The sequence below is a fragment of the Synechocystis sp. LEGE 06083 genome, from assembly GCF_015207725.1.
GTDB classification, from domain to species: Bacteria; Cyanobacteriota; Cyanobacteriia; order Cyanobacteriales; family Microcystaceae; genus Synechocystis; species Synechocystis salina.
Window position 1 is genome coordinate 1 of sequence record NZ_JADEWJ010000018.1, and the last position, 25,101, is coordinate 25,101.

Sequence of the window (25,101 nt, forward strand, 5' to 3'; positions counted from 1 at the left end):
CCGGTCGGACTTATACCCAGTTGCTGGGATGCCGATTTCACCGATTGCCAGTCATTGGCTTGGGCTTCAAGGGCTTCTAGCCTGGCCCGCAATTCATCAATTTGTTGTTGTTGGGAAAGAACCCTATTGGTCATGATCTTTTTGGAAATTAGGTTGACTATGCCCCCTTACCTGGGGGCTGTGAATATAGTTGGCGATCGCCGCTAGCGACGGATTTTCACTACAAACTGAACACCATCGGGGTCAGGGTCTTTGTCCGTGCGGAGATTATCAATCCAAAGGCTGTATTCCGTCAGGTGGTAGCAGATTTCTTGGGAGGTTTTAAACACTCCTGGGGTGGCAGTTTCTTTTGAAAGATAAACCGGACGTTCCTCCCATCCACTTAAAGAAGCGTGGTGTAACTTTCTGGCGGCCGCATACACTTCGGGAAGGGTTACAGGGGTTTCGATTTCTCCATCTTCCTCGTAGTCCTGGCGATAGAGATAAGGCTGTAATTCATGGCGGGCAACAAAGTCTACAAACTTATCAATAGTTGGGTACTTCCACCGGCTTAAAATAGCCCCGTCTTGCGGCATCAAAGCCAGGTCTAGGCTAGCAATGGGGAAGCGAATCTTTTCCCCCTTCCAATCTAATTCCCGCCAATAAACGGAACTAATTTTATGTTGCTTCTGGTAGGCAACTATTTCGTCTTGAAACTCCCAAACCCTAGCCATAGCAGCTATACCAGCTCCACCTTTTAGGCCCTGGGAGCAAAGGAATTTGGCGAAGTCAGGGGCGTTAGGGTCTTGTAGAGTTTGTTGTTGGATATGTTTTCCGATGGCTTCATCGTCGGGAAAACCGCCATGGAAGGCATTTTGGCGGTATTCGTGAATAAGGTTAGAAAGGTATTTTGCTGATTCCATGATGTGGTGAAGTAATAAAAAATCTTGGACTGTCAGAAGTGGGTTGGCGATCAAACATTCTTGCCCCCATTGCTAGGGGGCTGGTCATTGGTGGAGGATTACAGGCGACAAGAGAGTAGGTCGAGTTTTTTGCCCATCTCCCCAACTAAGTCGGCCACCAGATAAACGGTTTCGATCGCCGGGGCTGAACCACTTTCCAGGTCAGGCAGAGCGCATCGTAAAGCCCCCTCCATTTGATAGAGCCTGGTATAGACCTCGCAGATTTCTTGATAGATAGCCCCATCCTTGGCGATCGCCGACGCAGTTGGGCTAGAGGGGAACTGAATGCAGGTGTTGGTCATTGGTAAGATCCTTTTAGTGTTTGTGGTGGGGGCTATGTTGCCCCCTTTTGTTAGTCAGTGATGGCGATCGCCTAGGTGGGAGTATTCCCCAGTCTGTCTAGGCGACCCCAAGCCATTTCTGTTTTGTCGGCGAGCGTGGCCAGTTCAAAGCAAACGGTGGTCAAGCTTTCCTCAATGTCCAAAATACGGTCAGGGGAAAGGGCAGATTGCAGGCAACGGCTGACCGATTGCAAACCGTAGAGCCGTTTTTGAATCTCCCAAAGCTCATCTAATAAACTTTCTTTCTCCACTTTGAAAACTAAGGCAGGGTTGGCATTGGCGATCGCCGCTTGCACTTCCTCAGTGGTCATGGTCATGGTTAAAATCCTCTTAGTTTGTGGTGGGGGATTAGTCCCTCCATTTTGTTAGGTAGTATTACCCCTAAAACCTTTTAGGGATGGGTTACAGGGCATTCTCATCGGTGTAATTTGTACTGGTTAGGCGTTAACGGTAGCTAGGCGGATAATTTTGTTGGCTAGTGGTTGGGAAATGATTAGTTCTGTTAACAAATAGAGTTCGTCCCATTGTTTTTCGGTTAGCAGTTTCCAAATTTCAGGCGTTACAGTTCGTTGCTGTTCATCAGGACTTGTGATCGTCATGGTTGCGAATTGATCGCCGTCCCATGAGAGTTTGCTTTTTTCCATTGGGTCAATTCCTCAAACGTGGTTAGATGAGCAGTTTTGTTAGGGGGAGATTGCCCACTCCCCCACGGTGTCTAGGCTAGGGCTTGAATTAACTGGGGTTTGGATAGTTTTTTATAACCTTTAATCCCCGCTTTGCTGGCCAGTTTGTACAGGTCACGGACTCCCATTTTGCTTAGGTCAGGAGTGGCAACGGTGAAGCTTTGAACGGGTTCAGGTTTGGCAGTGGCCATGGGTTCAACTGTGGTCAATGCAGTGGCGGCGATCGCCTTTGGTTCATGTTGAGCAGGGGTTTCGGGGGCTACTTCCTCCACCTCGGGGAAATAATCAACAGGCTCGGTCACGGGGTCTGTAGCGGTGGTTTTGGAGGGTTGGAGCAACCCAATTAGGACGATGTAGGCAACAGTCAGGACAATAATCTCTTGAAGCATGGTCGGTTCCTCTTAGTGGTGGTCTGTGGCGGTCGGGCGGTGTAGTGGTGCCCTTGAAGGGTTGGCATCGGTTCCGGGGAGGATGCCTTCTCCCATAGCCGCTGGTGACGGGGCAAGCTTCCGGGTTTGGCGGGTTTTCCTTCCCTTGCCTATATCCCTATATTATCCCTATAGTATCCACATAGTCAAGTATTTTATCCTGCTTATATCCCTATAATTTCTTATCACCTGCCTTTATCCTTATAAGTATCGGTTATCTATCGGGATAGGGGGAGTTTTTAGGCTCCCCTGGGGACAGTGGTTAGAGGTTGAAATGCTTAATTGTCTGAATGTAAAGGGTGGTGGCCGTTGCCCTGACATCTTCTGGCTGAATGCCTTGGATGGTGGAAGCTTGGCTTAGACAGAATCCAAACAGCTTGGCCTGTTCTTCCACATAAACGGCGATCGCCCGCTTAGTATCGGGATTAATTTCAGTGGGTTCAATTGGGACAGGGGAAGTAGTGACAACGGCATTGGTCGGGGCATTATCCACCAGGTTAATTTTGCCCTTGCTATCTTTTGCCACAGTTACGGTTTGGCCCATGGTGAGGCTTGATAGGACTTGGTCATTAGCGGGCCGCCATAATGCAATTTCCGTTCCGTCAGCTAGACGAACATCAGCAACAGTGCGATCGCCGTATTTGGTGGTTACCTGTCGGGCAGGCTTGGTCAGAGTAGCGGTTAATAATTGCATGGTCTTTTCCTTTAAATATGTGTCGAGGTGAGGGGAGAAAACTCCCCCCGGCGATCAGTCAACTTAGAAAGGGCAATACTCAGCAGTTACGTTGAGTTGGCGATAAGCCCAGCGGTCACAATCAAAAGCACTGGCTACGGAGTCCTTAACCTCAGCAATCGAAAGGGGAATACGGCTGTAAATGTGGAGGGTGGCCAGCTCCCCGGTTTTCCGGTGTTGAAGGTCAAGCTTGGTCAATTGGTCGCCAGAGCCTTGGAAGTGGAAGACCTTAGCGGCAGGTTGGGTTTGAACTGTTAACATGGGTTGAACCTCATTTGTTAGGTAAAAGGGAAGGTGGTAGTTGGTAGCTGTGCCTTCCCTTTGATATATCCCTATATTATCCTGATACTATCCACATAGTCAATAGTTTTATCAGGATATAGCCAGGTTTTATCTTGATACGCTATGGGGATAACCTAGGATTATCTATCAGGAAAGAATGGGGATAATGGGCTATAGTGGTACTGCCCCCATAGAATCGGGATAACTACCATGGCAGATACCAAAATTGACTTAAAGATTTCAGAAGACTTGCTGACAAAGGTTCGAGATGTGGCCGTTAGCCGCTTTGATGCCAGAATTCACCACATCAGCAAAAAGCCAGAAGTAACCTATACCATCAACAAACTTATCCAGATTGGGTTAGATGCCCTAGAGTCTGGTTATCAGGATAATAATCAGGTTACTATCCCACCTAACCCGGATATTGAGTCCATGGTTAAGGAACAACTTGCCCAGGCGATCGCCGAAATGGAAGCTAAAACAGCGGCTAAGTTTGTCCAGTTGGAGGCTGAGTTAGACCAGGTAAAAAAGCTAGAATTAGCCGCCTAAAATCTATGGCGGTGGCCAAGTCCATTGCCCCGGTGGTGGAAGTGGTGGAAGTTGTCCCCACGGCTGAGGAAGTACCTCCCACCACGGCGATCACCATTAATGAGCTGAATTTTAGGCAACTCAAAAATCTAGCCAAACTATTAGGCATACCTCGCTATTCGGCATTTAGACAGAAAGAAATGCTAGAAGCAGTTGAACAGCATGGTGGAGCAACCGCAGAGCTAATCAGCCAGGCGATCGCCGATGCTAAAAACTGGAAAACCCACGCTGACAACCGGAAAAACTAGGAGGAAACTACCGTGGCAACAATTGAAATGGATTTAAAGGACGTTCTAGCAAAAATTGATCAACGGCTAGACCGTATGGAACAAAAGTTAGAAGCGCTCCCCCGCATGGAAGCCGAAATATCCCAACTGAAAGACGATGTTAGGGACATTAAAAGAGGGGCCAATGCTCAAATTTGGGCGCTGATAATTGCAGTCATTGGGGCTGTAATTGCCACAGTGATTAAATCTAGCTTCTTCCCCAATCCCTAGCAACGCCAAAAAATACTAAGCTAACCACGTATGACTAGGCTAGGCGATCGCCAAAATAAGCTACCAACAGCAATAAAACCCCATGCGTACTTTTACCCTTGCTTTACTGGCGATCGCCGTGTTGGCACCATCAGCCAATGCCCAAACGGAAGAACTTAATTGGTGGTTGGACTGGGTAAAATCTCGCACCATGATGCCTGCAGAGCCAGTTACCGATTGGCAAGTTCCTCCTCCTGTATTGCCTGCAACACCTCCATTACCTGAGAAGTTTAACCAGCCTAGGCAAGATTTAGAACTACTACTAAGGCAATACGCTCCCTATGGAGAGCGGAATCAAACTAATGCAATTCCGGTCACTGTTATTCCCGTTTCTAGTCAAGCACCCCAAACACGCCAAGGATTACAGACAAATGGCTACATTGAGAGCATTTCCAGCCCCCCAAATCTCCCTATCAGGACAGAGGTAGAATTCATTCCTCGCTCAGCACTGCCGGCCCCTCTCCGTACTCGCTACCCTGGCGAGACAACACCAACAGTCAAAGAAACTGAGTCCCGGATAGTGAGAAGACTTTGCACTGAGTACAAGCGGGGATTAACGCCTGGGGAATTGGACGAATTGGCCCGTAATTTAGTGGAAAAGAACCGGCTGTATCTCAGTGGTGAAGGCAAAAGTCCCTATGGGTATGCGATAGAAGCAAGGAACACCAAGAAATGCTAATGGCGATCGCCGAAAAGTAGGCCAAGAGTTGGCCAAGAGTATAACTAAACGTTGACCTCCATTGCCTCTGCCCGGAACAATCCAAATGTCAAAAAGTCCCTGCAATAGGCTTTTCTGGTAGTCCCTGAGCTGTATTTATTAGGCTGTTGCTTAGTTATCCATGGTTGGTCAAAAGTGGGATAAAAGTGGGATAAAAGTGTAGTCAGAATCCTGCAATTTGCAGGATTTCGATCAACACACGGCGATCGCCAAAAGGTTGCACAAAGGTGTACCGAGAGTTGCAACTAAACACGGATATAAGCGGGCAAGGGCGGCGGGGTCTGTTTGGTTTGGCCAGCTTCATCCTGTTCATGGAAGCGGGCAATGGCCCACGATGGCGATCGCCCAAGGAAGTTAGCCAATTCAAGCCAAACATCAATGGGCGGATAGGCATCACAAACCTGGTAGTAAATCCAACCTTGCTTATAGTTTTTGCTTTGCTGGGCTGAAACAATATCTCCCCACCATTCCCCCCATGGGCCAGCTAATTCCTTGACTTCCACCAATTGGGCGGGGGCTTCCTCGATCGCCGCTTCCTCTACTTCCTCAATTTCCCCGTTCCGTTTTTTCCTCAGTTTGACCGGGGCTTGCTCCACTCCCTCCAGAGTCCACCGCCGCTTACGGGTGGGTAATCCGTGGATCATGTGGTTTTTGGTGTGGTCTAACAGGATGGCAAAATCTTTCCCCTCTGCTGGCCTTAATGCACGGCCAACCATTTGAAGCCATAGCCCAAGGGATTTGGTAGGTCGTGCAATTTGAACGGCTTCTAAGGCTGGAATATCGAGGCCTTCTCCAAACAGGGCACAGTTGCTAATTACTTTGATTTCCCCGGCGGCAAAGCGGGCTAAGGCTTCCTTTCTAATCTCTGAAGGTGTTTCCCCATCCAAGTGAATAGCAGGGATTCCAGCGGCGTTATATCGGGCGGCGATCGCCTGGGAGTAGGCAACGGATATGGCAAACACCAAACAACGGCGATCGGGGCAATGGGTTTGGTATGCTTCCACCAAATCCCCTGACAATTCCACCACGTTGTTAGCTTTCTCCAGTCCAGAGGCTGAATAATCCCCGGCAACGGTACGGACTCCCTTCGTTTCCATTGCCTTAGCCCCTAGCATTTTGAACCGGGAAAGATGGCCAGCGGCGATCAGGTCAGCAACCGTTGGGCCAGTTACCAAGGCATCGAACAGGTCAACAAATCCACTGCCATCAGTCCTAATCGGTGTGGCTGTTACTCCTAGCTGGTAGCTGTTGGGGTAGGCATCCAAAATCTTCCGGTAGGTCTTAGCTGTGCTGTGGTGGGCTTCATCAATCACCACTAAGCCAAAGTCTGGCCAATCCCTCAGTCGGTTAATGAGGGTTTGCACACTGGCAACCTGAATGGGGTAGAGGGGGCTGGGACTGTACCCGGCTTTGATAATCCCCACTGGCTTCCCCGTCACTGACTCCAATTTGGCGGCGGCCTGGCTGATTAATTCCTGACGATGGGCTAGCACCAAAACCTTTTCTCCACGGCAAGCAAATTCATCAGCAATGGCGGAAAAGATAACCGTCTTTCCTCCCCCCGTGGGCAACTGTGCCATCACCTTTGGGCTAGACTTCCATGACTCATAAACGCCCTGGATAAGGCTGGCTTGATAGTCCCTGAGTTGAATTTGTTGGGTGGTGGCTTGGTTATCCATGGTTGGTCAAAGGTTGGGTAAAAGTTTGCTGGCGATCGCCGTTGGGCAAATACTCTGCAACCAAATCCGGTGGGGCGTGGTTCAACTCGGACAATAGGCACAACTCCCTCCCTCCCCAATGGACATCAGCACAGCGACAATACTCGCCATCGGGATCGATAGTCTCCAACCTGAGTAACGCTCTCGGTCGATGCACTTCCACAACCCAATCCCCCGGCTTCACTCCGTTGGGATTTGGATCGGCGATCGGCAGCTTGGGACGGTTCACAATGCGTAGCGGTGGCTGTATCCTTTGCTGTGACTGGGTTTGACGATTATTCACTATGCTTAACCTCGGTGATATTAGTACAAGTTCCCCGGCTTCAAATCGGCTTATTTTCTGTATCCCTTGCCCTGTAAGGTTTTGCACCGTTTTGGTTTTTTTGGCGCGCCGGGGGGGTAGTACAGGGGATGAGGATGTTGTGGTTTCTGGAGGGGGAGGGGTATAGGAGACGTCTACCGACAACCCAGGCGATGAAAGGCTGGGGAAATGGCTACACAACGTTATTGTCAGGGGGTCCGGGGCTACTTCCTCAATCCCTTGCTGTGTCTGTGTTTCCGCGATTACAGCAGAGTCCATGTGGGCAGGGTGCCAAAGGGGTAGATACGACGACTTCCACAGGGTTGATTTAGAGGCTCCGGTCAAGCTCACCAACAGCCTCTCCCTAGCCTTAACTCCATCAGGAAGCTTCCCTCCGGCGATCAGATCAACAACCGCATCAGCAATCTTCCTCATCGCCGCGCGCGTCTTTTCTTCATTTGTTGGCCCGGTCGGTCGGCTCTGTTTCTTCGGTTCGTATGGGTAATATTTCCTCTCTGCACACCGTGCCCAGCGGCTAGCCCAGGCTGTTATCTCCCCTTGGTGGCCACAATGTTTGGAGTAGTCAGGGGTGCCGATCGCCGTGTTGACAATGAAATTAACCAAGTCATCCCCGGTGAGGCGATTAAACACCACACCGAAGCGGGCAATAATGCCTAACCGTTTGTTGCTTATGCCAGGTTCCCAGGGCTGGGCAATGGTGTTTAAGTCCGATTTCTTCCAGTCACTAGCCTTCTTACTGTGGGGGCCAAAACCGTTGGGTCTAGCAAAGGGGTTGTAGTTGGCTCTGGCCTGGGCACAGGACTCCAACAGCAAGTCAATGTCACAGGCTGCTGCTGATTCCTCCAGAAGGTCTAGGAAAGCCTCTAGGGAAGTTGAATAGGGAACTAGGTCACTATCTAGCAGGGCACCGCCTGAACCGGGTTGTAGGGGCAACCGGGCACCGTTGTAATGGGTGATGTCTCCCTTACTCCAACCCTTTCTATTCGGGAATATTTCAACGTTGCCGGGGCTGATGTTAAAGCCAAACTGGGCTAATGCCTCACTAACGGCACAAGCTAGGGGGAAGCTGGGCACATCCTGGGGAAAGGCATAGAGCAGATGCCAACCTCCAGAATGGCTTGATTGCAGAGGGATAGGCTCATATATCCCAATTTCTTCAAGGGCTTCACAGGCGGCCCGTAGGTCAGCCTCATTGTGATGATGGCCAGTGGTATCGAGGTCGATTAATCCGTACCGGGTCGTTTTTCCAAACCTCAAGCCGATCGCCGTGTTGGGGTCGTTCCAGTAGTCCCAAATTTTAGCGGGGCTGATGCGGTCTTTTAGGGTCTTCCATCCTTCCCCGTCGTTCACAATGGCATAACTGCCAAAGTTGAACCATTTGGTGAACCGTTCCCCCAGGGCATCTAGCTTGATTGGTTGCTCCGTCTCAACGGCGATCGCCTGCTTTGCCTTGCCTTTGATGGGCATGGCCACGTACTCACCATCTTTCAGGCTGAGCTTATATTTCGTTCCGTCTACCACTGGATAGGCGATCGCCTCAGCTCCCTTGGCAGGCCAACCAATCCTCACCGTTTCCCGGCGGCCATTAATCTCTAGCCAAAGCACTTCCACTGAGGAAGGGGAGGCTTCTGGCTTGCCTGATGGTATGGCCTGATTCTTTAACAGTCCCATGGCCACCTCCGTCCCATTGATGGCCATTCACGGCGATCGGCTCTGCCTAGGGAAAGAATTTTTTCCCCTTCATATAACGAAACTGGTGGGACCGTAACCCAGACGGATCGCTGGGTTGGAGGGGTTACAATGGAAAGAAGCCTAATGCCCTGGGTTAGAATTTTTTGACCGGCCCTATTGCCGTCAGCCCTGCTACTTGCTAAAAATTGCATAAGCAAAGGCCCCTCCCCGCCGGAGGCCTACAAGCCTTTTGTGAAGTCGTACCCGTAATGCTTCTGTCGCCAAACTGTCAGCATTACGGGTATTCAATTTTGGGTTAATCAAGCGATATTCCTATCCTCTACAGGGTTCCGTTGCAAATAGTCAGACGTTGCCTTTCTGATTAATTCAGTCCGGCACATTCCCCTGGCCTTAGCTTCAGACATCAAGCGTATGCCCAGCTCTCGGTCATAGGTAACGAATAAACTCGTTCGGGGATTAGTCGCCATAGTAAATTCTGTATTTATACTGCGAAAAATATAACCTGATTTTTCTAAAGCTCCGTAAGAAGGTTAGCTACAGAACGCCAAAAAAATCGTACGCTAAGCCCATGTAGCCCGCTAACTGATTACGAATCAGCTTCTAACAAATTTTGTTAACTTTGGGGACTTTTGTTTTTTTGGACTGTCATGGTGTGGTGGTGGTTGCGATCGCCGGGTGGGCAGAAATAATGATCGCCTGCTTTGCAAACAGGATGTCAAACAATCAGGTTTTGTTATGGGGTTGGGCGGCGATCGCCATGTAGAGGAATCAACTTGATCCGCTGGGGTTAAAGTCTTGAGACTGCCCCCCTGTAAGAGCAGGGAGGACTTTAACACCAAGCCTGAAAAGGAGGCAAAAATGTCTGAAAGCATTGTAAATCATGGCGGTTCTAGCTTTGAATCTCCCATTGTGGTGGAGAGCCGAACAGAAGGATTGGTTGTTGATTCCCGCTTAATTGCAGACAACCTGGGGATTCATCACAAAAATTTGATGGAGACTATCCGCAAACACCAAGCCAAGATAGAGCAACGATTTGGAGTTATTACGTTTGAAACGTGGAAACTCTCAAAATCCCGTCAGGGTGGGCGACCTGAAAAATTTGCCTGGTTAACTGAAGACCAGTCAATGTTTGTGATGACCCTATCCCGAAATACAGATCGGGTGATGGAGTGCAAGGCAAACTTGGTCGAGGCATTTGGCAATGCCCGCCGCCAACAATCAGCCCCCAGCTTGCCCTCTGACTACATTGAGGCATTACAAGCCTTGATCGCCTCGGAGAAACAAAAGGCATTGATGGCGGCCGAGCAAAAATTACTCAAGGAAGAAAATCGGCAACTGTCTGAGGCAGTGGATGAATTGTTTGAATATTCCTCGATTGTTCGCATCGCCAAATTTAATGGCATGAACGAAAAAGCTTTTGATTGGCGCAAACTCAAAGCCGCATCATTAGCCCTTGGACAAGAGGTTAAACGAGTCCCCTGCCCCCGCTTTGAAACCAAGCTTCTCTATCCCCACGATGCTTGGCGTTTTTGTTACCCAGAAGTAAAGCTACCTGAAACCCTGACGCTTCGACTGCCCACCGCTTAATTGTTCATTTCTTTATAGCTGGATTAGCCCGATCGCCGTGTCGGGCTTTCTATTGGCTAATCGGCGATCGCCATGCCGACTAAAGACCCCAACCACAACTTCCCTGGAACCGACTTGGCTAATTTGTGTCTATGTAATTGTTTACAAAAACATCAAATCACAAATGTAATAAGGTGATTATTTCCCTACTCAATCAAAAGGGTGGAGCTGGCAAGACTACCATCGCCATTAATCTTGCCTATGCCATTGCTGAAACACAGGTAAAAGTCCTCCTAGTTGATTCAGATCCTCAAGGTTCAGCCAGAGATTGGGGTACTGTCCGATCTGAGCCAACACCATTCACCCTAATCGGCATTGATCGTCCTATCCTCCATCAGGAAGTACCGAAGTTATCTGAAGCCTACGACTACACGATTATTGATGGTGCCCCCCGGGTAACCGATCTAACCCGGTCAGCAATTCTAGCCAGTGATCAAGTGCTGATTCCAGTGCAGCCCTCTCCTCTGGATGTTTGGGCTTCTGCGGAAGTAGTCACGTTAGTTAGGGAGGCAAAGCTTTATAAGCCCAACCTAAAATGTAACTTTGTAATTAATCGCAAAATTACAAATTCTCTGATTGCGAAGGAAGTGATCGATGCACTCAGTCAATATGGCATTCCCATCCTGAATACCCAGATTAGTCAGCGAGTTATTTTTGCTGATGCCTTCTCTCAGGGAAGTGTGGTCTCTGAGTATGACCCTAAAAGCACTGCACTCGCAGAAATCTATCAATTACGAGAGGAACTTATCGGTGCCACGAACTAAGCAGAGAGGTTTTATGAACCCCAAGTTGGAGAATCAATCACTTCCCTCAACACCAGAGGACTGGGTTAGCAAAGGAGTCGAACCAGTTGATGAGCCTCAGCCGCAGGAAAAAAAGAAAAATAAGCGGATAACTTTGACGGTAACGGAAGAGCTACACAAAAAGGCCCATATCTATGCCCGGATGAACGGAATCAACGTGACGGAGTTGATAACCAAATTTTTGGAAGAGATTACTGCTGAGTCCGAAAATCTGACGTAATTAGTTACATAGGTGTAAATGTAAATTTGTGTCTTTGTGTTACCTACACCAAAGAGGTCATCACAGAAAATGGCGATCGCCCAAATATTTGGGTCACAATGAATTAATCGGAGGTCTGTGACCTTTTCCCTAGGCTGTGCTGCGGGTTGGCAACAAATGAGCTTAGGGAGCAAGGTAAATGACCACGTTGTTTACGGTTGGAATCGAAGTCCAGGCAAGCGCCGCCCAACAGGCGATCACCAGGACAGAGAAAGCTTTTAAGCGACTGGCTGACGGTTCTCAATCTGCCCAGGTTGCAACAGACAAATTAAATAAAGAATTCCAGACTGCCGCTAATGGACTGAAATATTACACCGATGCCCAGGGGCGGTGGCGGGCAGAAAATGGCAGGTTTGTTAGCCAAGCAGAAAAAGCAGCAGCAGGCATTGGTGGGTTAACCAAGGAGGTTGATAAGTCGTCACGGGCGATCGAGCAAGCCTCAGCGGGGCTGACGGTGATGCGGGTGGCCCTGGGTAACGTCGCATCAGCGGCGATCGTTGGCGGGGTTCGAGCTTTAACCAACCAATTCCAGCAGTTAAGCTCTAGCGTCATCAGCACCGGGGCCAGAGCTGAAAAAACGGCGGTCGCCTTTGAAACCTTTTTGGGGTCTGCTGAGAAGGCCAAAAAGGTGATGAAGGACGTTAGGGATTTTGCCGCCACGACTCCCTTTGAACTGCCCGAGGTAACAGAGGCGGCCAAACAGCTATTGGCTACCCGTACCCCAGCAGAGGAATTAATCGGCACCATTAGCCGGTTGGGGGAGATTGCTGCCGGGGCTGACAAACCACTGTCCCAATTGCTGTTTGTTTACACCCAAATCAAAAACCAAGGCAGGGCCACCGGGGAGGACATTAACCAGTTGCTCAATGCTGGTTTGTCCATGGATGACATCGCTAGGGCATTGGGTAAATCTGCCAAGGAATTGGGACAGATGAAGGGTTCTAGTAAGGGGTTGCAGTTGAGTTTTGAGGAAGTCCAAAAGGTTCTGATCGCCGTTACGTCGGAGGGGGGAAGATTCTCTGGGCTGATGGACAAATTGGGCTCCACAACGGCGGTCAAATTGTCGAACGTGAACGACGCCTTCACCAAAATCTACCAGTCAATCTATGACGGTATTTCCCCCGCCATTTCCGGGGTGCTGGATGTGGTTGTGGGCATTCTTGATCCCCTCGGAGAGAACAAGTCCCTATGGGCTGATGTGAATGCCCAGGCAGAGAGCTTTAAATCCTATCTGGAGGACAACCCCGCCGTCATTAAGGCGGCCAGCGATGGACTAGAGGATGGCATCAAAGTTGGACTGAAGGCGGCCACCGACCTATCTAAGGGGCTGTTGGGCTACCTGGAAAAGAACCCCGACGCGATCGCCAAAGCGGTCGAGAAAGTCGATTTACTCGTTAAGGGATTAGGGGAAGCGTACAAAATCATTGCCCTGTCCGTTGAGGGTTGGGAGAAGCTAATCGGAGCAGGACGAATCACCCCCACTAACGGTGCTGAGCGGATTATAGCGGCTGGGGGAACCAATGCTGATGCCCAGGGATTCCAAGATGAAGTCAATCGAAGGATTGGAGCTTTGCCGTGGTGGAATGCCTTCAACAATGCCGGGAAGGAGGAGATAGTCAGGGAGGTATTCGAGGAGGTTTTAGCCAAGGTCGAACAACGGCAAGCCAAGATACAGCAGGCGGCCCAGACAACGGCTCCCCCACCCCAGCCCGAAGCCCAGAAACAGACTCAACAGGCGATTACCACTGAACTAGAAAAGCAGGCCCAGGCATTAGTCTCCCAACTGCCCAAACAGAGGGCATTGGCAGACCTGGAGATTCAACGGTTACAACAGCGGCTAGACCTAGAACGGGCTTATGGGCAAATCTCCCAACAGGAAGTGTTACGGAGGGAGGCGGCGATCAGGCTGAGACGGAACGAGCTTGCCCTAGCTAGCCTATCCCTGGAGAAGGCAGAACAGGAACAACGGATTAAAAACGGGGAGAGCGTCAACCGTCAGGATTTTAGTGCCCAAGAGACGGCGATCAGGGAAGAAAACGCTTTCATCCAGCAGAAACTACAGGCTGACATCGCCCGGTTGGAAAGGGAGCGCCAGGACAAACTGGCCCAGATTCAATTGAAGTCAGAGCAAGACCTGTTCAATGTCCGGCTCAACAATGAGATGGCCCTTCATCGGCTCCAGGTGGAACACGCCCAAATCCTCATGGCTGGCTTTGGTCGGAATGCTAGCCCAGCGGAAAGGAAGGTGTTGGACGTAGTTGGCCAGGTCTACGAACAGGAGGCGGCGATCAGACAAGCAGAGATGGAGTACCGTCGGGAAAGGGCTGGGGTGGAGCAGGAGCTGGCGATGGCCATCACTGAACGGAATCAATTGGCCCAAGCCAGCGCATATCAGCAAATCAATCTCCCCAATGGCAACATCCGGAATGTCATTGATGACCCCGTTGTGTGGGCGCAAATCACCGCCATGGATGCCAACATCAACAGGTTGGAAGCCCAGCTATCCGCCCTCGACCAGCCGGCGATCGCCAGGGCTAACAACGAATCAGCACGGATGGGTAATGCCGTGGCTGCCTTCCAGAATCTATTCCCTGATGAATTTGCCAACATTCTCCGGGATACCAGGGAGCAAATCGATCGCCGGTTGGGGGACATCGCCATCGGTGCCACGCCCATGGCCCAGCGCCCGCCCATGCTGGCAGACCAGGCTATTGCCCAAATTTATGATGTCCCCCGTAGTCAGTTGCTCCAGGGACTCCAGAAGGCTGTGGAAGCCGGTAACAGCTACCTAACCACGGCGATCAGCACCCAAATCTCTATCCTCGACAAGCTCAAGGAATCAGGCAAAATCCAAGAGTTATGGGAGACGATCAAAGACCTCGAGGAACTGAACATTCTGGAGGGGGCTGTGAATGAACATACCCGGTTCATTCAAAACCTAACTACCATTGCCCAGGTGGAACGGGACAGAACCGGGGAAATGGCCGACCAACTGAAATTGATGCAGTTGCAGGGGGACGAGGCGATCGCCTTTAATGCCCAGATGAGGGCTAAGGCTGTCTTTGCTGAGAGGTTCCGGCAGTTGGAAGTGGACATCAACCAAGCCCAAGGAACCCCCCTGCTGGCTACCCTCCAAACCCAATGGGATGAAATGCTGGCCCAACAAGAGGAGCTGACAAATGAGTTATACCGACAGGGGCAAGCTCAGGAAATTATCGTCCGTCAGCAAGACGTATTTCAAGAGAAGTTGAACCAGACCAGGGCGATCGCCGAAGGGCTGGGCGATTCCTTTGCCAATGCCTTTGGTGAATTTGTCACCGGCACCAAATCGGCCCAAGAGGCCTTTGCCGGGATGATGGGGAGTATGGCTAATGTCTTCCTCCAAGAGTTCCAACGGATGACGGCACAGAAAGCGGCCGCAGGGCTGATGGGCTTAATCGGTAATGCCTTTGGGTTGCCACAACTATCAGCGGCGATCGCCTCCCCCGGTGTTCCCCAGGCGGCCTTGTCTGGCATCGGTGCTTTTGACTTTGGCGGCGGGGCTGGTTCCTCTGGCTTCTCTGCCGCCAATGTGGCCGGGTTTGGCCAACCATTGGGGATGCCCCTATTCAATGCCTTTGCTGAGGGCGGGATTGTAACCAAGCCAATGATGGGGCTGGTGGGGGAAGCGGGGCGAGAGGCAATCATTCCTCTGGACAGGTTGGACAGTATGGGTACCGTCAACAATGTAAACATCAGCATTTCCATGGACGGGGAAGGCAATGCCAGCGTGAACCGGGACAACAGTAGCCAGCTAGGGAAAGAACTGGAATCCGCTGTCGTGGCTGTCCTCCAAAAGCAACGGAGGCCCGGCGGGGTTCTGTTCCGAAATAGCTAGGCGATCAGCATCCGACAAAAAAGGTGTTCATTGAGCATCCCCCTTTTTGATGATGTTATTTACAACCTCAACCGATTACACTTGTTACAGTTACCCCTGTGATGAGCTATGTCTGTCAACATTCCCCCGGGTGTCCCTGTCTTTGATTCCGAGCTAGATCCGGATAGTTTGCTACGTCTAGGAAAGTTGCTAGAACAGGCTTATCCAAAATTAGTTGGGATGGATGGCGATGAAATGTATTTGCCTGAATCGATTTATCAGATTTTGCTACGGGTGGCACCTTTATTGGCCCAGGGGAAGGGGGTCTCACTCATTCCTCAAGACCATTATTTAACAACTCAGGAAACAGCAAATCTACTCAATATATCTCGTCCCTATCTATATAAACTGTTAGACCGAGGAGAAATTGCTTTTGTTAACATCGGCTCCCATCGCAGAATCAAGCTTGAGGATGCCATGGAATATCGCAAGAGACGGGATGATGATCGCAAAGTAGCTTTAACGCAATTAATTGCTACAAGCCAAGAGTTAGGTTTTTATGAAAACGAGGCTACTACTCAGAGTTTTTGATGGCTGTTTTTCCCGTACTTTTAGATTCGTGTGTACTTTATCCCATGTACCTGAGGGATACTCTACTTTGTTGTGCTGAGATTGATTTATATCAAGTCCGTTGGACTGAAGAGATTCTTGAAGGTGCTTTTCGGAACTTGATTAAAGACAATCGCATTGACCGGGATAAAGCAAATAATTTGAATGCAACTATGAACAAAGCTTTCCCTGAAGCTTTAATAGAAATGACAGATCATTTACTTCCCTGTATGGATAACAATAGCGGTGATCGCCATGTTTTAGCGGCTGCATTAGTAGCAAAGGTAGAAGTCATTGTGACATCTAATCTAAAGCACTTTCCCAAAGAATCTTTACAAAAATTTAATGTTGTTGCTCAAAGTCCAGATGATTTTTTGCTCTCACTATTAGACCTATCTTTTGATGAATTAATGCTTGCGCTAACAACCCAAGCAAATAGAACACGAAAGCCAAAACTTGGGATTACCGACCTTTTAGACACACTTAGAACTTCTGTGCCTAATTTTTCAAAGAATTGTCTCAATCGAATATCGAGATAGCTACAGAAAAAGAAGAAATATTAACAATTAACATTAAGTGACGTTAGTGGTGGACTGGAGCATGATGGAAACCCTTAAGGGTCGTCTGGCGGGCACAACAGAAGAAAATTATCCCCATCATTTGTAAAAACTGCCCCCTTTTTACAAAAGCGACAGCAATAGGCAACCCCTAACCATGGGCGAAAGGTTCTCTACAAACCTAATGGCCACCGGTGGGGAGTCTAGCAGTGCCTCCAACTCGTTCAGAGCATACAGCACCGCCAGCCTGTTATCGATGGATGATTGTTCCCAGCTATGCAAAAGGGAGGACTGATCGCCAATGTTGGCAACTTCCCCCCGCCCAAAAAGACTGATTAACTCCGAGTGCAACCTGGACATCATGCCCCCATCTGATTTTCCCTGTCGATAATGTTAGCCACTGTTTTGGCGTACCATTTGCCACCACGGGCTGTGGGTATCTGTTTGGCGTTGAGGTGGTCGGCGATCGCCATCAAAGTCATTCCGTTTTCCCGCATGGCTAGGATTGCTTGAACTGTTTTGTGTTCGGTGGATTTCTTCAATCTCTTGCCTATTATTTGGTAGCCAAAGGCGGGACTACCAACGTGTTCCCCATTGGCCTTTTTGTGGCTAAGGGCTGTCGCGGTACGTTCCCCAATTGCTTCCCGTTCCCACTGGGCCACTGACATCAGAACATTGAGGACTAATCTACCGGCAGCAGTGCGAGTATCCACCTGCTCAGACACCGACAGCAACGAAAATTTGTCTGCAAAGTATTCCGAAAGTAGACAATCCAAGTCACGGACAGAACGGGTCAAGCGGTCTAGCTTAAAAATCAGTAGGGCTTCGGCTTCCCCGGACTCCAGGCTGTTCAATGCCCTATGCAATCCAGGGCGATCGAGGGATTTGGCGGAATAACCAGCGTCAACAATAACATCGACTAAATCCAGGTCGTACAGATCGGCATAAGCTTCCAATTTGACTCTCTGGGCTTCAATGCTGACCCCTTTGCTTGCCTGTTCCTCCGTGCTGACTCGGACATAACCAATGGCTTTCATAGTTTGGGTTCCTTGGTAAATGACAAACCCCCAAGGTCTGGGGGCAGTGGTGGTTTGTACAATTTGGCTTTTTTGAGTTGGACTTTTTACCCTGCTAAATCTTCCTGGTGATTTTCAAGGAATTGTTCGGCCACAGCATCAACGGCAACATCCCAGGGAATTAATGGCTTGGCCTTGAGTTGATCTTGAACGGCGATCGCCAGCTTGTCGGGGACGGGAATATCGAGAGAAGCAATACGTTGGGTTTCTTCCTCTATCAGGTGCTCAATCCTCTCCCTTTTAAATTTGTCGAGTAATTGGCGGCGGGATTTGTCTAAATAGGATTCCACCAATACGGATTCATTGGGAATAAATTTCGTTACGCCATACTGAGCAAATTTCCGCTCTAGCCAATCAATCAGAACATTGGATGGCATTGCATTAAGTTCGACTCGATCGCCGCTGTATGGCTTGGTTTTGTGGCTAAAGAGAAAATCAATCTCAGCTTGGGAACAGCCATTTTCTTCGAGGGTAGGCAAGGGTGTTTTTGAGTAAGGAACTGGCTCTGATTCAAGCCTCATTTCCTGTATGTCTGGCAACCTCAAACCAATGTCTATCACGTTAGGTGGATTCCGGTAGGTATAGCAGGGACTATCACGCACTATCGTTCCATAAATATTAATCCCAGAACAATCAAAATCATGGGCACAAAGTATAGTTACGCCATCTTCAGAAAGTGAATCCACCAATTCTCTGGAAGCTCTGGTACTAAAGCCTTTGGTACTAAATATAGCTATGTCATATCGGTTACCTAAATTAACGGCATCGAACAGGTCGCCAAATCCTTCCTTTTCAATGAATAAAGCAAACTTGAATCGGTTGTAATGTCCAGCACCAATCTTCCAATCATTGATATATTTCCTAACTCCCTTTGTCCCCAAGTCCACTATGCGACCTGTGTGTGGCTCATAAAATTTCCCCCGTGGGTCATAGGTAACATTCCAGTTTCCTGCTATTTCTGGAAATTTCCCCAGAAACTCCGTTAGCCACCTAGAAAAAGATTCATAAGTCCACAGTTCAGAGCAATGCTCTAATATCAGTGGTCTGATTTGATAGAAGATTTGGCGGGCACTAGCGGGCAAGCTGTTGTTATTTGATGCGGCCATATAGGCTTGCTCCATTACTTTAAAAGCAACTTGCTTGGGCTTTAATTGCTTGACAGTTGAGGTTGTTTTTAACTCCCTCAATGTGGCTTGCTCTGATCGCCGTTTCTTACGTTTCAATTTAGCCCAATCTTTGGCAACAACTTTTAAGCATTCCTCAATGCGATCCTTCACATCCCATAGCAGGCTGAGGGTTGACTTCCCCCGGTCGGTAAATCCAAATTTAGGCATGGTGATATGGATTACCAAAACAATAGGGTCATCGTAATCAATCAGAACATTCTCGTCCTGTAGGTAATCGCTAATGTCAGGCGGCAAAGACTTAGGGATGGGGCTAAAGTTTAGTCCCCAAAATGTTCTCAGTCCTGGGTCTGATTTGAAGGCGATCGCCGCTTCGATAATGCAGGGGGAAGCGGGGTCATCAATCGTAACCGCTTTATATTTGAATCCCTCCATTTGACATTGGGAGGCGGTCAAAAAATCAGAGATAAAATTCCTTCCCAATATGCCCAGCTTGGCTGGTTTAATTGGTGTGGTAGCTTCCTTCATTAGGGATAGCAAGTCAAACATTTTGGCGTCATCCATGCCGTTGCCATTGGCTAAATCTTCCAATGTTGTAGCGGCGGGTTCCATTGCTTCCCCGATTAATTTTTGTTTCCCCGGTCTTTTTAGCCCATCGAATAACCCTGCAAATTGCCTGATAGTTAATGGCGATCGCCCTTCATTCCTTGAGTTGGCTAATAGTCCCGATGCCAATTTGGTCAATGCTTCCAGGTCATACCAATGGGGAGAAGTTGGAAAGTCTGGCCGCCATTTCTTGAAGGTTTTCAGCGGTGCTAGTTGGAAGTCTTGACCATTGACGGTGAAATGGGCATGGGGATTAAGTAAGGCAAAGCCTACCATCAGCCGATAGGAGTCGCTTCCCTCCAACTGTTGGGACATCTTAGGGGAATGTATTTTAAACAATGTGCCCTCATCCTGGCGATCGCCGATAGGAATTAATTCATGGCTGACAGCTTGGGCAATACGATCAATTTTCAATTCAACCCGATAGCCATAGGCGGCGGTGGCAACGGTAACGCTCCCCTTTTCCCCATCCAATACCAACGGGGCGGCCCATAAAGTCTTGAGGGCGTTTCCTTGTTGGCCACGGCTTGGGCTTACATAATTTTGCTTGTCGGACACCCTGACACTGTAATCAAGGGAAGCCTTCAAAACAGACTCAGGTAAGCCCGGCCCATTGTCCGATACCGAAAAAAAATCCTGGGTAACTTCAACATTGACGATGGGTGCTTGGTCAACAATCTCGCAAGCATCCAAGGCATTATCAATCAATTCCTTCAGTAAGGCGATCGCCCAATGATAAGGCTGGTAGCCAATCTGAGTGGTCAACTCTGACTGACTAAAAAATTCTAATTCCCTTGATGTGGTAAAGGTTTCCCGGTTCATAATCGGTAGCTGTGAGTAATGTTTGTACAATTCAGCATGGATTTATACGCTGGTTTACCTTTGCTAAATTGCCGGGGCTGGTTTGTTCAAAATCGGCAGATTGTATGGTCAACCCCGTCAGAAAATAATGGCCGATGCGGACAAGTAACTATTCAATCCCTTGCTGTGTCTTGGGTTCAGGCTTCCACAGGAAGAAATAATCCCACCCATGGGCAAGATTGATGGTGGTCAGCAACCTAGGCGGCGGGATAGAGCTTGGTTAACTTCATCCTCTGCCCGACTGATTGCCCAACTCTGAAGATCGGTTATCGCTTTAGTGGCATCTTCCTTTAGTAATTCGCCTCTAGAAATGGCTTCCATCAAAGCCTCTGACTCTTCTATCCTTCTCTCACTTTCTGCCAGTTCTGCCTCGATTTGGCGGCACTGGGATACGTATTCTGCTGTGAACTTTTCCAGGCGATCGCCTTCCTTGACAAGGTCAGATTCCCACTGGCTGACATTGTGCCCCAGGATTTTACCCGCGGTGACGGTGGCCCAGAGTTGCAGATAGTGGGGAGCCTGGGGAAAGTCCGGGCGGTGGCCGAGTTGGACCAGGATGTGAATAGCGTAGCTTCGGCTTTGGTCAGTAATGGGCCAGGCAATGGCGAGGGATTTAACGAGGTGAGTTTGGTCTATCATTGGTCAAAATCAAATCTTGGACTTTTCAGAAATGGCGAGTGATGCCGTCAGGAAAGGCTACTTGTTCGGCGAGGAATGTAGTTCTCTTTTGCTAGTTGTTTGCGGAATAGCCCAACGTGGATTTGATAGTTCCGTCCATGGCGGCGGTATGTGTTCCGGTAGGCTTTTTGTTGAATCCGGCGATGGATTCCGGTCGGACTTATACCCAGTTGCTGGGATGCCGATTTCACCGATTGCCAGTCATTGGCTTGGGCTTCAAGGGCTTCTAGCCTGGCCCGCAATTCATCAATTTGTTGTTGTTGGGACAGGACTTTGCTCATTGCTCACCACCCTCCAGCAAGCGAAATTCAACTACCCAAACCCAGGGGTTTGAATTGTGGGGATATTTTTCGGAGTAGATGGAATCCCAGAGGGTGGCAAATGATTCGCCTAAACAAAGTCGATGCCCACCAAATAGGTAGTCTTTCCATACATCCTGGTCTTTGTAATGAAATTCTTTCCCGGCAAATACCCGATCTATTTCAATGCCTTCGGATAGGGCATCCCATGTATCAGAAATATCCCAAAGCTGTTCAACCCTTACCCCGGTTATTTCGAGGGTGATTCGGGATGCTTCCCGCTTCATGTGGATTGAAGGTCTCCATTTAATCCCCTCTGGGTTTGCGTCCGTTGCCCTGTATGCAATGGTATGGACTCCGTTCGGGTTTCCCGCCTTATTGGAGTTGGGGGCTAAATACGCCCACGTTTCCCTTACCCAAAGGCGATCGCCAGAGGCATAAGGTGCATAAATACTTGGACTGTCTCCAGAGTCAACGGCAAACCCTTTCCACTGCCATATATTTGCAAACTCGTTCCACTCAGGCTGTGGCTTAATCAGACGACGGGTCTGGGTTTTGCGCCCATCCAAGATGGCTCTTACCATTTCGCCGTTGAAAATAATTGGTCTTTCTTTCACCGGATTTTCCGCTCCTTGAAAAACACTTGTTTGAATCCCCGCCCAGCGCAGTATTTTTGCCAATCGGCTTGCTTGGCGGTGCGGTAGTTTTTTAGCCAAATATCCCTGGCTACACTGGCCTCCACTCGGCTTGTCCAAAAGCCGAAACTTGGACAATCGGGGATAAACCAAAACGAATAAAGTTCGTTTTTGCCGGGCACCAATTCGTAGTCCCTGGGGTTGGGTTGCGGTTCTGGTCGGCGATCTAATAGGGCCATTAGCTGTTGCTCCGAAAGTAGTTGTAAGACTCCCAAGGGCAGATATCCTGCTGGGCCTTGAGGTTGGCATCGATAAATCGCTGGGTTAAATCCTTCCGCCCCTGTTGGTTCCAATCCGTGAAAATCTCCACGGCGATCAGCACCGATTCCGGGGCATGGTCGATAAATGCCGTGGTCAGTTGGTCGGATGTCCTGACCCCCATGGCGTAGGCGTAGCAATAGAACTGCCCGACGGTGATGCCAAGGGATTCTGCGGTACGGACTTCAGTAACGGTGGGCTGTGGTATCTGGGCGATGTAAATAGGTAACATGGTGGTAACAATCGAATGTGGGAAGTTAATGAGCCGGCGATCGCTGGCTTTTTTATTGGGTCAGGGCAAGGTCTTTGATTACGTCATCGCCAGTGACGGTTATCTGTGTGGTGTCGTATTGCCGGGTGTGGAGGTTATAAACCAAGATTTCGGCGGTGGTTTCGGGATATTCCTTCAGCCGGGGACTATCGGTTAGCCATTGGCAAATAGACTGGCCGCTAAATTCCCGCAAAGGACGTTCTTTTAATTCCGCCAAAATCCATTTCTTGATCGCCTTGGCTTCTTTCCAGTGCAAGGTGCTGTCCACCACTAAGCCGTTCATTTTCACCAAAAGGTTATTGGTGCTGGTGCTTTCGCAAATATCAATGGCGATTTGGGGAACGCCAAACCCTTTTTTCTTTTTCATGGTTCAAATTACGAGGATTAGCCAAATTTCGAGGATTAACATGAAGGCAAGAATGTAGAAATAATCGGATTCATCCATGGGTTTAGTCCTCCAAGACAATCGGCTTACAGGTAGCTCGAAAATTAGCCCCGATCGCCGAGAAGACAATGCCTAAAGGCACACAGACGGAATGGGTTGTGTAGCCTTTGTTTTTTGCTTGTGCAATAAAAAACTTTTCAAGCCACCCAGCAGAATGTTTAAGCCAAGCCTGTTGTAATTGAGGGACTGGCAAAAGAACGGCTTGCCCAAGAGGTAGGACAGCATAAGCAATGTAGTCAGCGTCTAATGGCTTACAAACCCAACCTGGAATTTTGCGGTCAAAGTCCGAATAAAATTCGAGGGCAATATCGAAAGTGAATTGTTTGTTTCGCCAGATGTCTAAACAAAATTTCCTGGCTTTTTCGTCGATTTTTACGGTCTTTAGACAAACGCCATTATGGAAATGAACTAGGCGATCAATTCCTTGCCTTTGGTGCAGTCCGTCATGCCTTAAATCAGTAAATCCTTGAAAGCCTGGAAAAAATTGCTTATACAACTCCTCCCAAACTGGAAGATCAGAAGCTTTGTGGCTTTCTAGCAAGCTATCCTTAAAGTCATGAACTTTTACCAACCTTGGCGGTACAGGCAGATCAAGAAGGCTTAATTGGTTATGCAACACTTCCTACCCTCTCAACTGCAACATCAAAGTAAAGAGGATCAAGTTCAATCCCGATCGCCTTACGCCCGAGTTTTTTGGCCGTTGCGGGAACGGTTCCCACTCCCATGAACCCATCAAAAATAACGTCGTTTTTGTTACTGCTGGATTCAATCAACTCAGCGACAATCCATTCCGGTTTTTGGGTGGGGTGAGTCTTTCCTTCCTTGTCAATCTTGACTCGTTCATTCCCTTGACAAATTCCGCCAAGGGTATAGTTCAAGCATTGATTTCCATTGTTTGGAATGTCGTGGAAGGTATGAATACCAGACTTTTTAACGGCAAACAACACCAATTCAAAGGCAGACTTGCGATCACTTTTGACAGGGGATGTTCCGGGGTTGGTTTTGCAAAATGCAACGGGGTTCTTGATTTGCCAACCAACTTTTTCTAATGCGTCCCGTGCGTGGCTAAAGTAGCGGTCAGACATGAAGACATAAATGGAAGCACTCGGTTTAGCAATGCGATACCATTCCTTTGCCCATACTTCTAGCGATTGGAGGAAGTTGCTTTTTTCTACCTTGTCCCACTCCCCAAAGTCATAGGACACCGCAGATCGTCCTTCGTAGTCCATAACCCGCTCTGTGGCTATGTTATAAGGGGGGTCGGTCAAAATAAGATCAACCGATTCATCGGCAACTTCTTTGACTTTTTCGACAAAATCCCCCTGAATGAGGGTAATTGATGTTACGGAGCCGATCTTGTCCTTGACGTACTGGATCAACTGATCAACGCCTGGGGTGGATACGGCTTCTTTTTCCTTTTTCTGCCATTCCTTGCTGAATTTATTCCTTTCGTAAATATCGGAATAAACTTCCTCCATTAACTCTTTGCGGAATTTTTTCTCAGCTTTCCCCAAAGGAATCTTCCCGACTTTGCTTAGAACATAATTCCAAATTTCATTGTTGGCTTTATATTGATCGGCAAAGGTTTTGAATTTTGACTTATTGATTTCCTCTTTAGATAAGCGAGAAACCAAGTCGAATTGCTGGCGAGGTTTGAGAGTAACAATCTTTCGGAGAAGTCCCTCTGTGAATGGACTTGTCGCAGTTGCGACAATGTTTGTCGCATCGTCTTCCTTTTGCGTGTCGCAAGAATATTGAAAACTTGCGACAATGCCATTCCAGGCTTTACCACATAGCTTAGATAGTTGCTTGTAGTCTGCAACTTGACTGCGGCTCCACTTTAATGCGCTAGCAACCTCTTGCTGAGTGCTACTTTCTAAAAGCCGCCAGATTAATTCAGCATCATCTACAAAAGTAGTGGGGACAACCGCTTCAGAAGCCTCATTGCTTTCCCGGGCCTGTTGAATGGCTTCCAACTCATTGGCTGGCGGTTCCACAACTAAAGCCGGAACAGTTTCCAGCCCTTGGTAAAAAGTCCAACTCAAAAAAGCCAAATTGTACAAACCACCACTGCCCCCAGACCTTGGGGGTTTGTC

The 25,101-nt window shown here is 48.8% G+C and carries 30 protein-coding genes; 11 read left to right on the forward strand and 19 right to left on the reverse strand.

Going from position 1 to position 25,101, the window contains the following annotated elements; translation table 11 throughout:
- Positions 1-203: 203 nt before the first annotated feature.
- The 7 genes from IQ219_RS02475 to IQ219_RS02505 all read right to left on the reverse strand — a co-directional run bounded on the left by IQ219_RS02475 (position 204) and on the right by IQ219_RS02505 (position 3,387).
- Positions 204-902, reverse strand: a complete 699-nt coding sequence (locus IQ219_RS02475; RefSeq protein WP_194071593.1) for a hypothetical protein — start codon at positions 900-902, stop codon at positions 204-206.
- 98 nt (positions 903-1,000) lie between these two features.
- On the reverse strand, positions 1,001-1,243 hold the full coding sequence (locus tag IQ219_RS02480) for a hypothetical protein (RefSeq protein ID WP_194071594.1): 243 nt from the start codon (positions 1,241-1,243) through the stop codon (positions 1,001-1,003).
- A 71-nt stretch (positions 1,244-1,314) separates the two neighbouring features.
- Positions 1,315-1,599: a hypothetical protein gene (locus IQ219_RS02485; protein ID WP_194018200.1), complete on the reverse strand. Its 285-nt coding sequence runs from the start codon at positions 1,597-1,599 to the stop codon at positions 1,315-1,317.
- A 120-nt stretch (positions 1,600-1,719) separates the two neighbouring features.
- On the reverse strand, positions 1,720-1,881 hold the full coding sequence (locus IQ219_RS02490; protein ID WP_194071595.1) for a hypothetical protein: 162 nt from the start codon (positions 1,879-1,881) through the stop codon (positions 1,720-1,722).
- Positions 1,882-1,997: 116 nt separating this feature from the next.
- Positions 1,998-2,354: a Rho termination factor N-terminal domain-containing protein gene (locus tag IQ219_RS02495; protein WP_194071596.1), complete on the reverse strand. Its 357-nt coding sequence runs from the start codon at positions 2,352-2,354 to the stop codon at positions 1,998-2,000.
- 301 nt (positions 2,355-2,655) lie between these two features.
- Positions 2,656-3,087: a hypothetical protein gene (locus IQ219_RS02500; RefSeq protein ID WP_194071597.1), complete on the reverse strand. Its 432-nt coding sequence runs from the start codon at positions 3,085-3,087 to the stop codon at positions 2,656-2,658.
- Positions 3,088-3,150: 63 nt separating this feature from the next.
- Entirely contained in the window at positions 3,151-3,387 is a 237-nt protein-coding gene (locus tag IQ219_RS02505) for a hypothetical protein (RefSeq protein WP_194018180.1), read from the reverse strand.
- Between the two features lie 231 nt (positions 3,388-3,618).
- Here IQ219_RS02505 and IQ219_RS02510 point away from each other — a divergent pair, with 231 nt between their 5' ends.
- From IQ219_RS02510 to IQ219_RS02525, 4 genes are all read left to right on the forward strand, one after another.
- Positions 3,619-3,957, forward strand: coding sequence for a hypothetical protein (locus IQ219_RS02510; RefSeq protein ID WP_194071598.1), 339 nt, complete (start codon positions 3,619-3,621; stop codon positions 3,955-3,957).
- A gap of 5 nt (positions 3,958-3,962) precedes the next feature.
- Positions 3,963-4,244, forward strand: a complete 282-nt coding sequence (locus tag IQ219_RS02515; RefSeq protein ID WP_194018183.1) for a hypothetical protein — start codon at positions 3,963-3,965, stop codon at positions 4,242-4,244.
- Positions 4,245-4,256: 12 nt separating this feature from the next.
- Positions 4,257-4,493: a hypothetical protein gene (locus tag IQ219_RS02520; RefSeq protein WP_322742783.1), complete on the forward strand. Its 237-nt coding sequence runs from the start codon at positions 4,257-4,259 to the stop codon at positions 4,491-4,493.
- Between the two features lie 82 nt (positions 4,494-4,575).
- A complete protein-coding gene (locus tag IQ219_RS02525) occupies positions 4,576-5,211 on the forward strand; it encodes a hypothetical protein (RefSeq protein ID WP_228016658.1) in 636 nt (211 codons plus the stop codon).
- Between the two features lie 284 nt (positions 5,212-5,495).
- On the opposite strand, the gene IQ219_RS02530 is transcribed toward IQ219_RS02525, so the two are convergent.
- Both IQ219_RS02530 and IQ219_RS02535 read right to left on the reverse strand, forming a co-directional pair.
- A complete protein-coding gene (locus tag IQ219_RS02530) occupies positions 5,496-6,929 on the reverse strand; it encodes a DEAD/DEAH box helicase (protein WP_194071599.1) in 1,434 nt (477 codons plus the stop codon).
- Positions 6,922-8,988 (reverse strand): hypothetical protein, encoded by a 2,067-nt coding sequence (locus tag IQ219_RS02535; protein WP_194071600.1) that lies wholly within the window; start codon positions 8,986-8,988, stop codon positions 6,922-6,924. Before IQ219_RS02535 ends, IQ219_RS02530 begins: the two co-directional genes overlap by 8 nt.
- 613 nt (positions 8,989-9,601) lie before the next feature.
- Between IQ219_RS02535 and IQ219_RS02540 the strand changes: the two genes are divergently transcribed.
- The 7 genes from IQ219_RS02540 (at position 9,602) to IQ219_RS02570 (ending at position 16,674) form a co-directional block, all read left to right on the forward strand.
- Positions 9,602-9,745: a hypothetical protein gene (locus tag IQ219_RS02540; RefSeq protein WP_194071601.1), complete on the forward strand. Its 144-nt coding sequence runs from the start codon at positions 9,602-9,604 to the stop codon at positions 9,743-9,745.
- Positions 9,746-9,840: 95 nt separating this feature from the next.
- Positions 9,841-10,569 carry a Rha family transcriptional regulator gene (locus IQ219_RS02545; RefSeq protein WP_194071602.1) on the forward strand — a complete coding sequence of 243 codons (729 nt, stop codon included), beginning with the start codon at positions 9,841-9,843 and terminating at the stop codon, positions 10,567-10,569.
- 173 nt (positions 10,570-10,742) lie between these two features.
- The gene (gene parA, locus IQ219_RS02550; protein WP_194071603.1) at positions 10,743-11,372 is read left to right on the forward strand and encodes a ParA family partition ATPase; all 630 of its coding nucleotides are present in this window, start codon (positions 10,743-10,745) and stop codon (positions 11,370-11,372) included.
- Positions 11,373-11,385: 13 nt separating this feature from the next.
- On the forward strand, positions 11,386-11,631 hold the full coding sequence (locus IQ219_RS02555; RefSeq protein WP_194071604.1) for a DUF6364 family protein: 246 nt from the start codon (positions 11,386-11,388) through the stop codon (positions 11,629-11,631).
- Between the two features lie 178 nt (positions 11,632-11,809).
- Entirely contained in the window at positions 11,810-15,547 is a 3,738-nt protein-coding gene (locus IQ219_RS02560; RefSeq protein ID WP_194071605.1) for a tape measure protein, read from the forward strand.
- 108 nt (positions 15,548-15,655) lie between these two features.
- Complete coding sequence (locus IQ219_RS02565) at positions 15,656-16,117, forward strand: helix-turn-helix domain-containing protein (RefSeq protein ID WP_194071606.1); 462 nt, start codon at positions 15,656-15,658, stop codon at positions 16,115-16,117.
- Positions 16,117-16,674, forward strand: coding sequence for a PIN domain-containing protein (locus IQ219_RS02570; RefSeq protein ID WP_194071607.1), 558 nt, complete (start codon positions 16,117-16,119; stop codon positions 16,672-16,674). The genes IQ219_RS02565 and IQ219_RS02570 overlap by 1 nt, the downstream gene beginning before the upstream one ends.
- A 377-nt stretch (positions 16,675-17,051) precedes the next feature.
- On the opposite strand, the gene IQ219_RS02575 is transcribed toward IQ219_RS02570, so the two are convergent.
- The 10 genes from IQ219_RS02575 to IQ219_RS02620 all read right to left on the reverse strand — a co-directional run.
- A complete protein-coding gene (locus IQ219_RS02575) occupies positions 17,052-17,729 on the reverse strand; it encodes a recombinase family protein (RefSeq protein ID WP_194071608.1) in 678 nt (225 codons plus the stop codon).
- An 86-nt stretch (positions 17,730-17,815) separates the two neighbouring features.
- On the reverse strand, positions 17,816-20,320 hold the full coding sequence (locus tag IQ219_RS02580; RefSeq protein ID WP_194071609.1) for a hypothetical protein: 2,505 nt from the start codon (positions 20,318-20,320) through the stop codon (positions 17,816-17,818).
- A gap of 228 nt (positions 20,321-20,548) precedes the next feature.
- On the reverse strand, positions 20,549-20,998 hold the full coding sequence (locus tag IQ219_RS02585) for a hypothetical protein (protein WP_194071610.1): 450 nt from the start codon (positions 20,996-20,998) through the stop codon (positions 20,549-20,551).
- 47 nt (positions 20,999-21,045) lie between these two features.
- The gene (locus IQ219_RS02590) at positions 21,046-21,318 is read right to left on the reverse strand and encodes a hypothetical protein (RefSeq protein ID WP_194071611.1); all 273 of its coding nucleotides are present in this window, start codon (positions 21,316-21,318) and stop codon (positions 21,046-21,048) included.
- Positions 21,315-22,016: a hypothetical protein gene (locus tag IQ219_RS02595; RefSeq protein ID WP_228016660.1), complete on the reverse strand. Its 702-nt coding sequence runs from the start codon at positions 22,014-22,016 to the stop codon at positions 21,315-21,317. Before IQ219_RS02595 ends, IQ219_RS02590 begins: the two co-directional genes overlap by 4 nt.
- The gene (locus IQ219_RS02600; protein WP_194071612.1) at positions 21,950-22,210 is read right to left on the reverse strand and encodes a hypothetical protein; all 261 of its coding nucleotides are present in this window, start codon (positions 22,208-22,210) and stop codon (positions 21,950-21,952) included. The genes IQ219_RS02595 and IQ219_RS02600 overlap by 67 nt, the downstream gene beginning before the upstream one ends.
- Positions 22,210-22,521, reverse strand: coding sequence for a hypothetical protein (locus IQ219_RS02605; RefSeq protein ID WP_194071613.1), 312 nt, complete (start codon positions 22,519-22,521; stop codon positions 22,210-22,212). The genes IQ219_RS02600 and IQ219_RS02605 overlap by 1 nt, the downstream gene beginning before the upstream one ends.
- Before the next feature lie 52 nt (positions 22,522-22,573).
- On the reverse strand, positions 22,574-22,927 hold the full coding sequence (locus IQ219_RS02610; protein ID WP_194071614.1) for a hypothetical protein: 354 nt from the start codon (positions 22,925-22,927) through the stop codon (positions 22,574-22,576).
- 82 nt (positions 22,928-23,009) lie between these two features.
- Positions 23,010-23,624 (reverse strand): hypothetical protein, encoded by a 615-nt coding sequence (locus IQ219_RS19935; protein ID WP_228016661.1) that lies wholly within the window; start codon positions 23,622-23,624, stop codon positions 23,010-23,012.
- Positions 23,614-25,101: site-specific DNA-methyltransferase (locus IQ219_RS02620; RefSeq protein WP_228016662.1), on the reverse strand; the 1,488-nt coding region annotated here is incomplete at its 5' end. The genes IQ219_RS02620 and IQ219_RS19935, both read right to left, overlap by 11 nt.

Coding starts and splice junctions, on each gene's coding strand:
- IQ219_RS02485 (WP_194018200.1), bottom strand. CDS start 1,599: ATGACCATGACCACTGAGGAAGTGCAAGCGGCGATCGCCAATGCCAAC.
- IQ219_RS02590 (WP_194071611.1), bottom strand. CDS start 21,318: ATGAGCAAAGTCCTGTCCCAACAACAACAAATTGATGAATTGCGGGCC.
- IQ219_RS02560 (WP_194071605.1), top strand. CDS start 11,810: ATGACCACGTTGTTTACGGTTGGAATCGAAGTCCAGGCAAGCGCCGCC.
- IQ219_RS02510 (WP_194071598.1), top strand. CDS start 3,619: ATGGCAGATACCAAAATTGACTTAAAGATTTCAGAAGACTTGCTGACA.
- IQ219_RS02580 (WP_194071609.1), bottom strand. CDS start 20,320: ATGAACCGGGAAACCTTTACCACATCAAGGGAATTAGAATTTTTTAGT.
- IQ219_RS02555 (WP_194071604.1), top strand. CDS start 11,386: ATGAACCCCAAGTTGGAGAATCAATCACTTCCCTCAACACCAGAGGAC.
- IQ219_RS02525 (WP_228016658.1), top strand. CDS start 4,576: ATGCGTACTTTTACCCTTGCTTTACTGGCGATCGCCGTGTTGGCACCA.
- IQ219_RS02545 (WP_194071602.1), top strand. CDS start 9,841: ATGTCTGAAAGCATTGTAAATCATGGCGGTTCTAGCTTTGAATCTCCC.
- IQ219_RS02480 (WP_194071594.1), bottom strand. CDS start 1,243: ATGACCAACACCTGCATTCAGTTCCCCTCTAGCCCAACTGCGTCGGCG.
- IQ219_RS02500 (WP_194071597.1), bottom strand. CDS start 3,087: ATGCAATTATTAACCGCTACTCTGACCAAGCCTGCCCGACAGGTAACC.
- IQ219_RS02530 (WP_194071599.1), bottom strand. CDS start 6,929: ATGGATAACCAAGCCACCACCCAACAAATTCAACTCAGGGACTATCAA.
- IQ219_RS02575 (WP_194071608.1), bottom strand. CDS start 17,729: ATGAAAGCCATTGGTTATGTCCGAGTCAGCACGGAGGAACAGGCAAGC.
- IQ219_RS02505 (WP_194018180.1), bottom strand. CDS start 3,387: ATGTTAACAGTTCAAACCCAACCTGCCGCTAAGGTCTTCCACTTCCAA.
- IQ219_RS02515 (WP_194018183.1), top strand. CDS start 3,963: ATGGCGGTGGCCAAGTCCATTGCCCCGGTGGTGGAAGTGGTGGAAGTT.
- IQ219_RS02600 (WP_194071612.1), bottom strand. CDS start 22,210: ATGGCCCTATTAGATCGCCGACCAGAACCGCAACCCAACCCCAGGGAC.
- IQ219_RS02490 (WP_194071595.1), bottom strand. CDS start 1,881: ATGACGATCACAAGTCCTGATGAACAGCAACGAACTGTAACGCCTGAA.
- IQ219_RS02605 (WP_194071613.1), bottom strand. CDS start 22,521: ATGTTACCTATTTACATCGCCCAGATACCACAGCCCACCGTTACTGAA.
- IQ219_RS02585 (WP_194071610.1), bottom strand. CDS start 20,998: ATGATAGACCAAACTCACCTCGTTAAATCCCTCGCCATTGCCTGGCCC.
- IQ219_RS02495 (WP_194071596.1), bottom strand. CDS start 2,354: ATGCTTCAAGAGATTATTGTCCTGACTGTTGCCTACATCGTCCTAATT.
- IQ219_RS02610 (WP_194071614.1), bottom strand. CDS start 22,927: ATGAAAAAGAAAAAAGGGTTTGGCGTTCCCCAAATCGCCATTGATATT.
- IQ219_RS02570 (WP_194071607.1), top strand. CDS start 16,117: ATGGCTGTTTTTCCCGTACTTTTAGATTCGTGTGTACTTTATCCCATG.
- IQ219_RS02535 (WP_194071600.1), bottom strand. CDS start 8,988: ATGGCCATCAATGGGACGGAGGTGGCCATGGGACTGTTAAAGAATCAG.
- IQ219_RS02565 (WP_194071606.1), top strand. CDS start 15,656: ATGTCTGTCAACATTCCCCCGGGTGTCCCTGTCTTTGATTCCGAGCTA.
- IQ219_RS02475 (WP_194071593.1), bottom strand. CDS start 902: ATGGAATCAGCAAAATACCTTTCTAACCTTATTCACGAATACCGCCAA.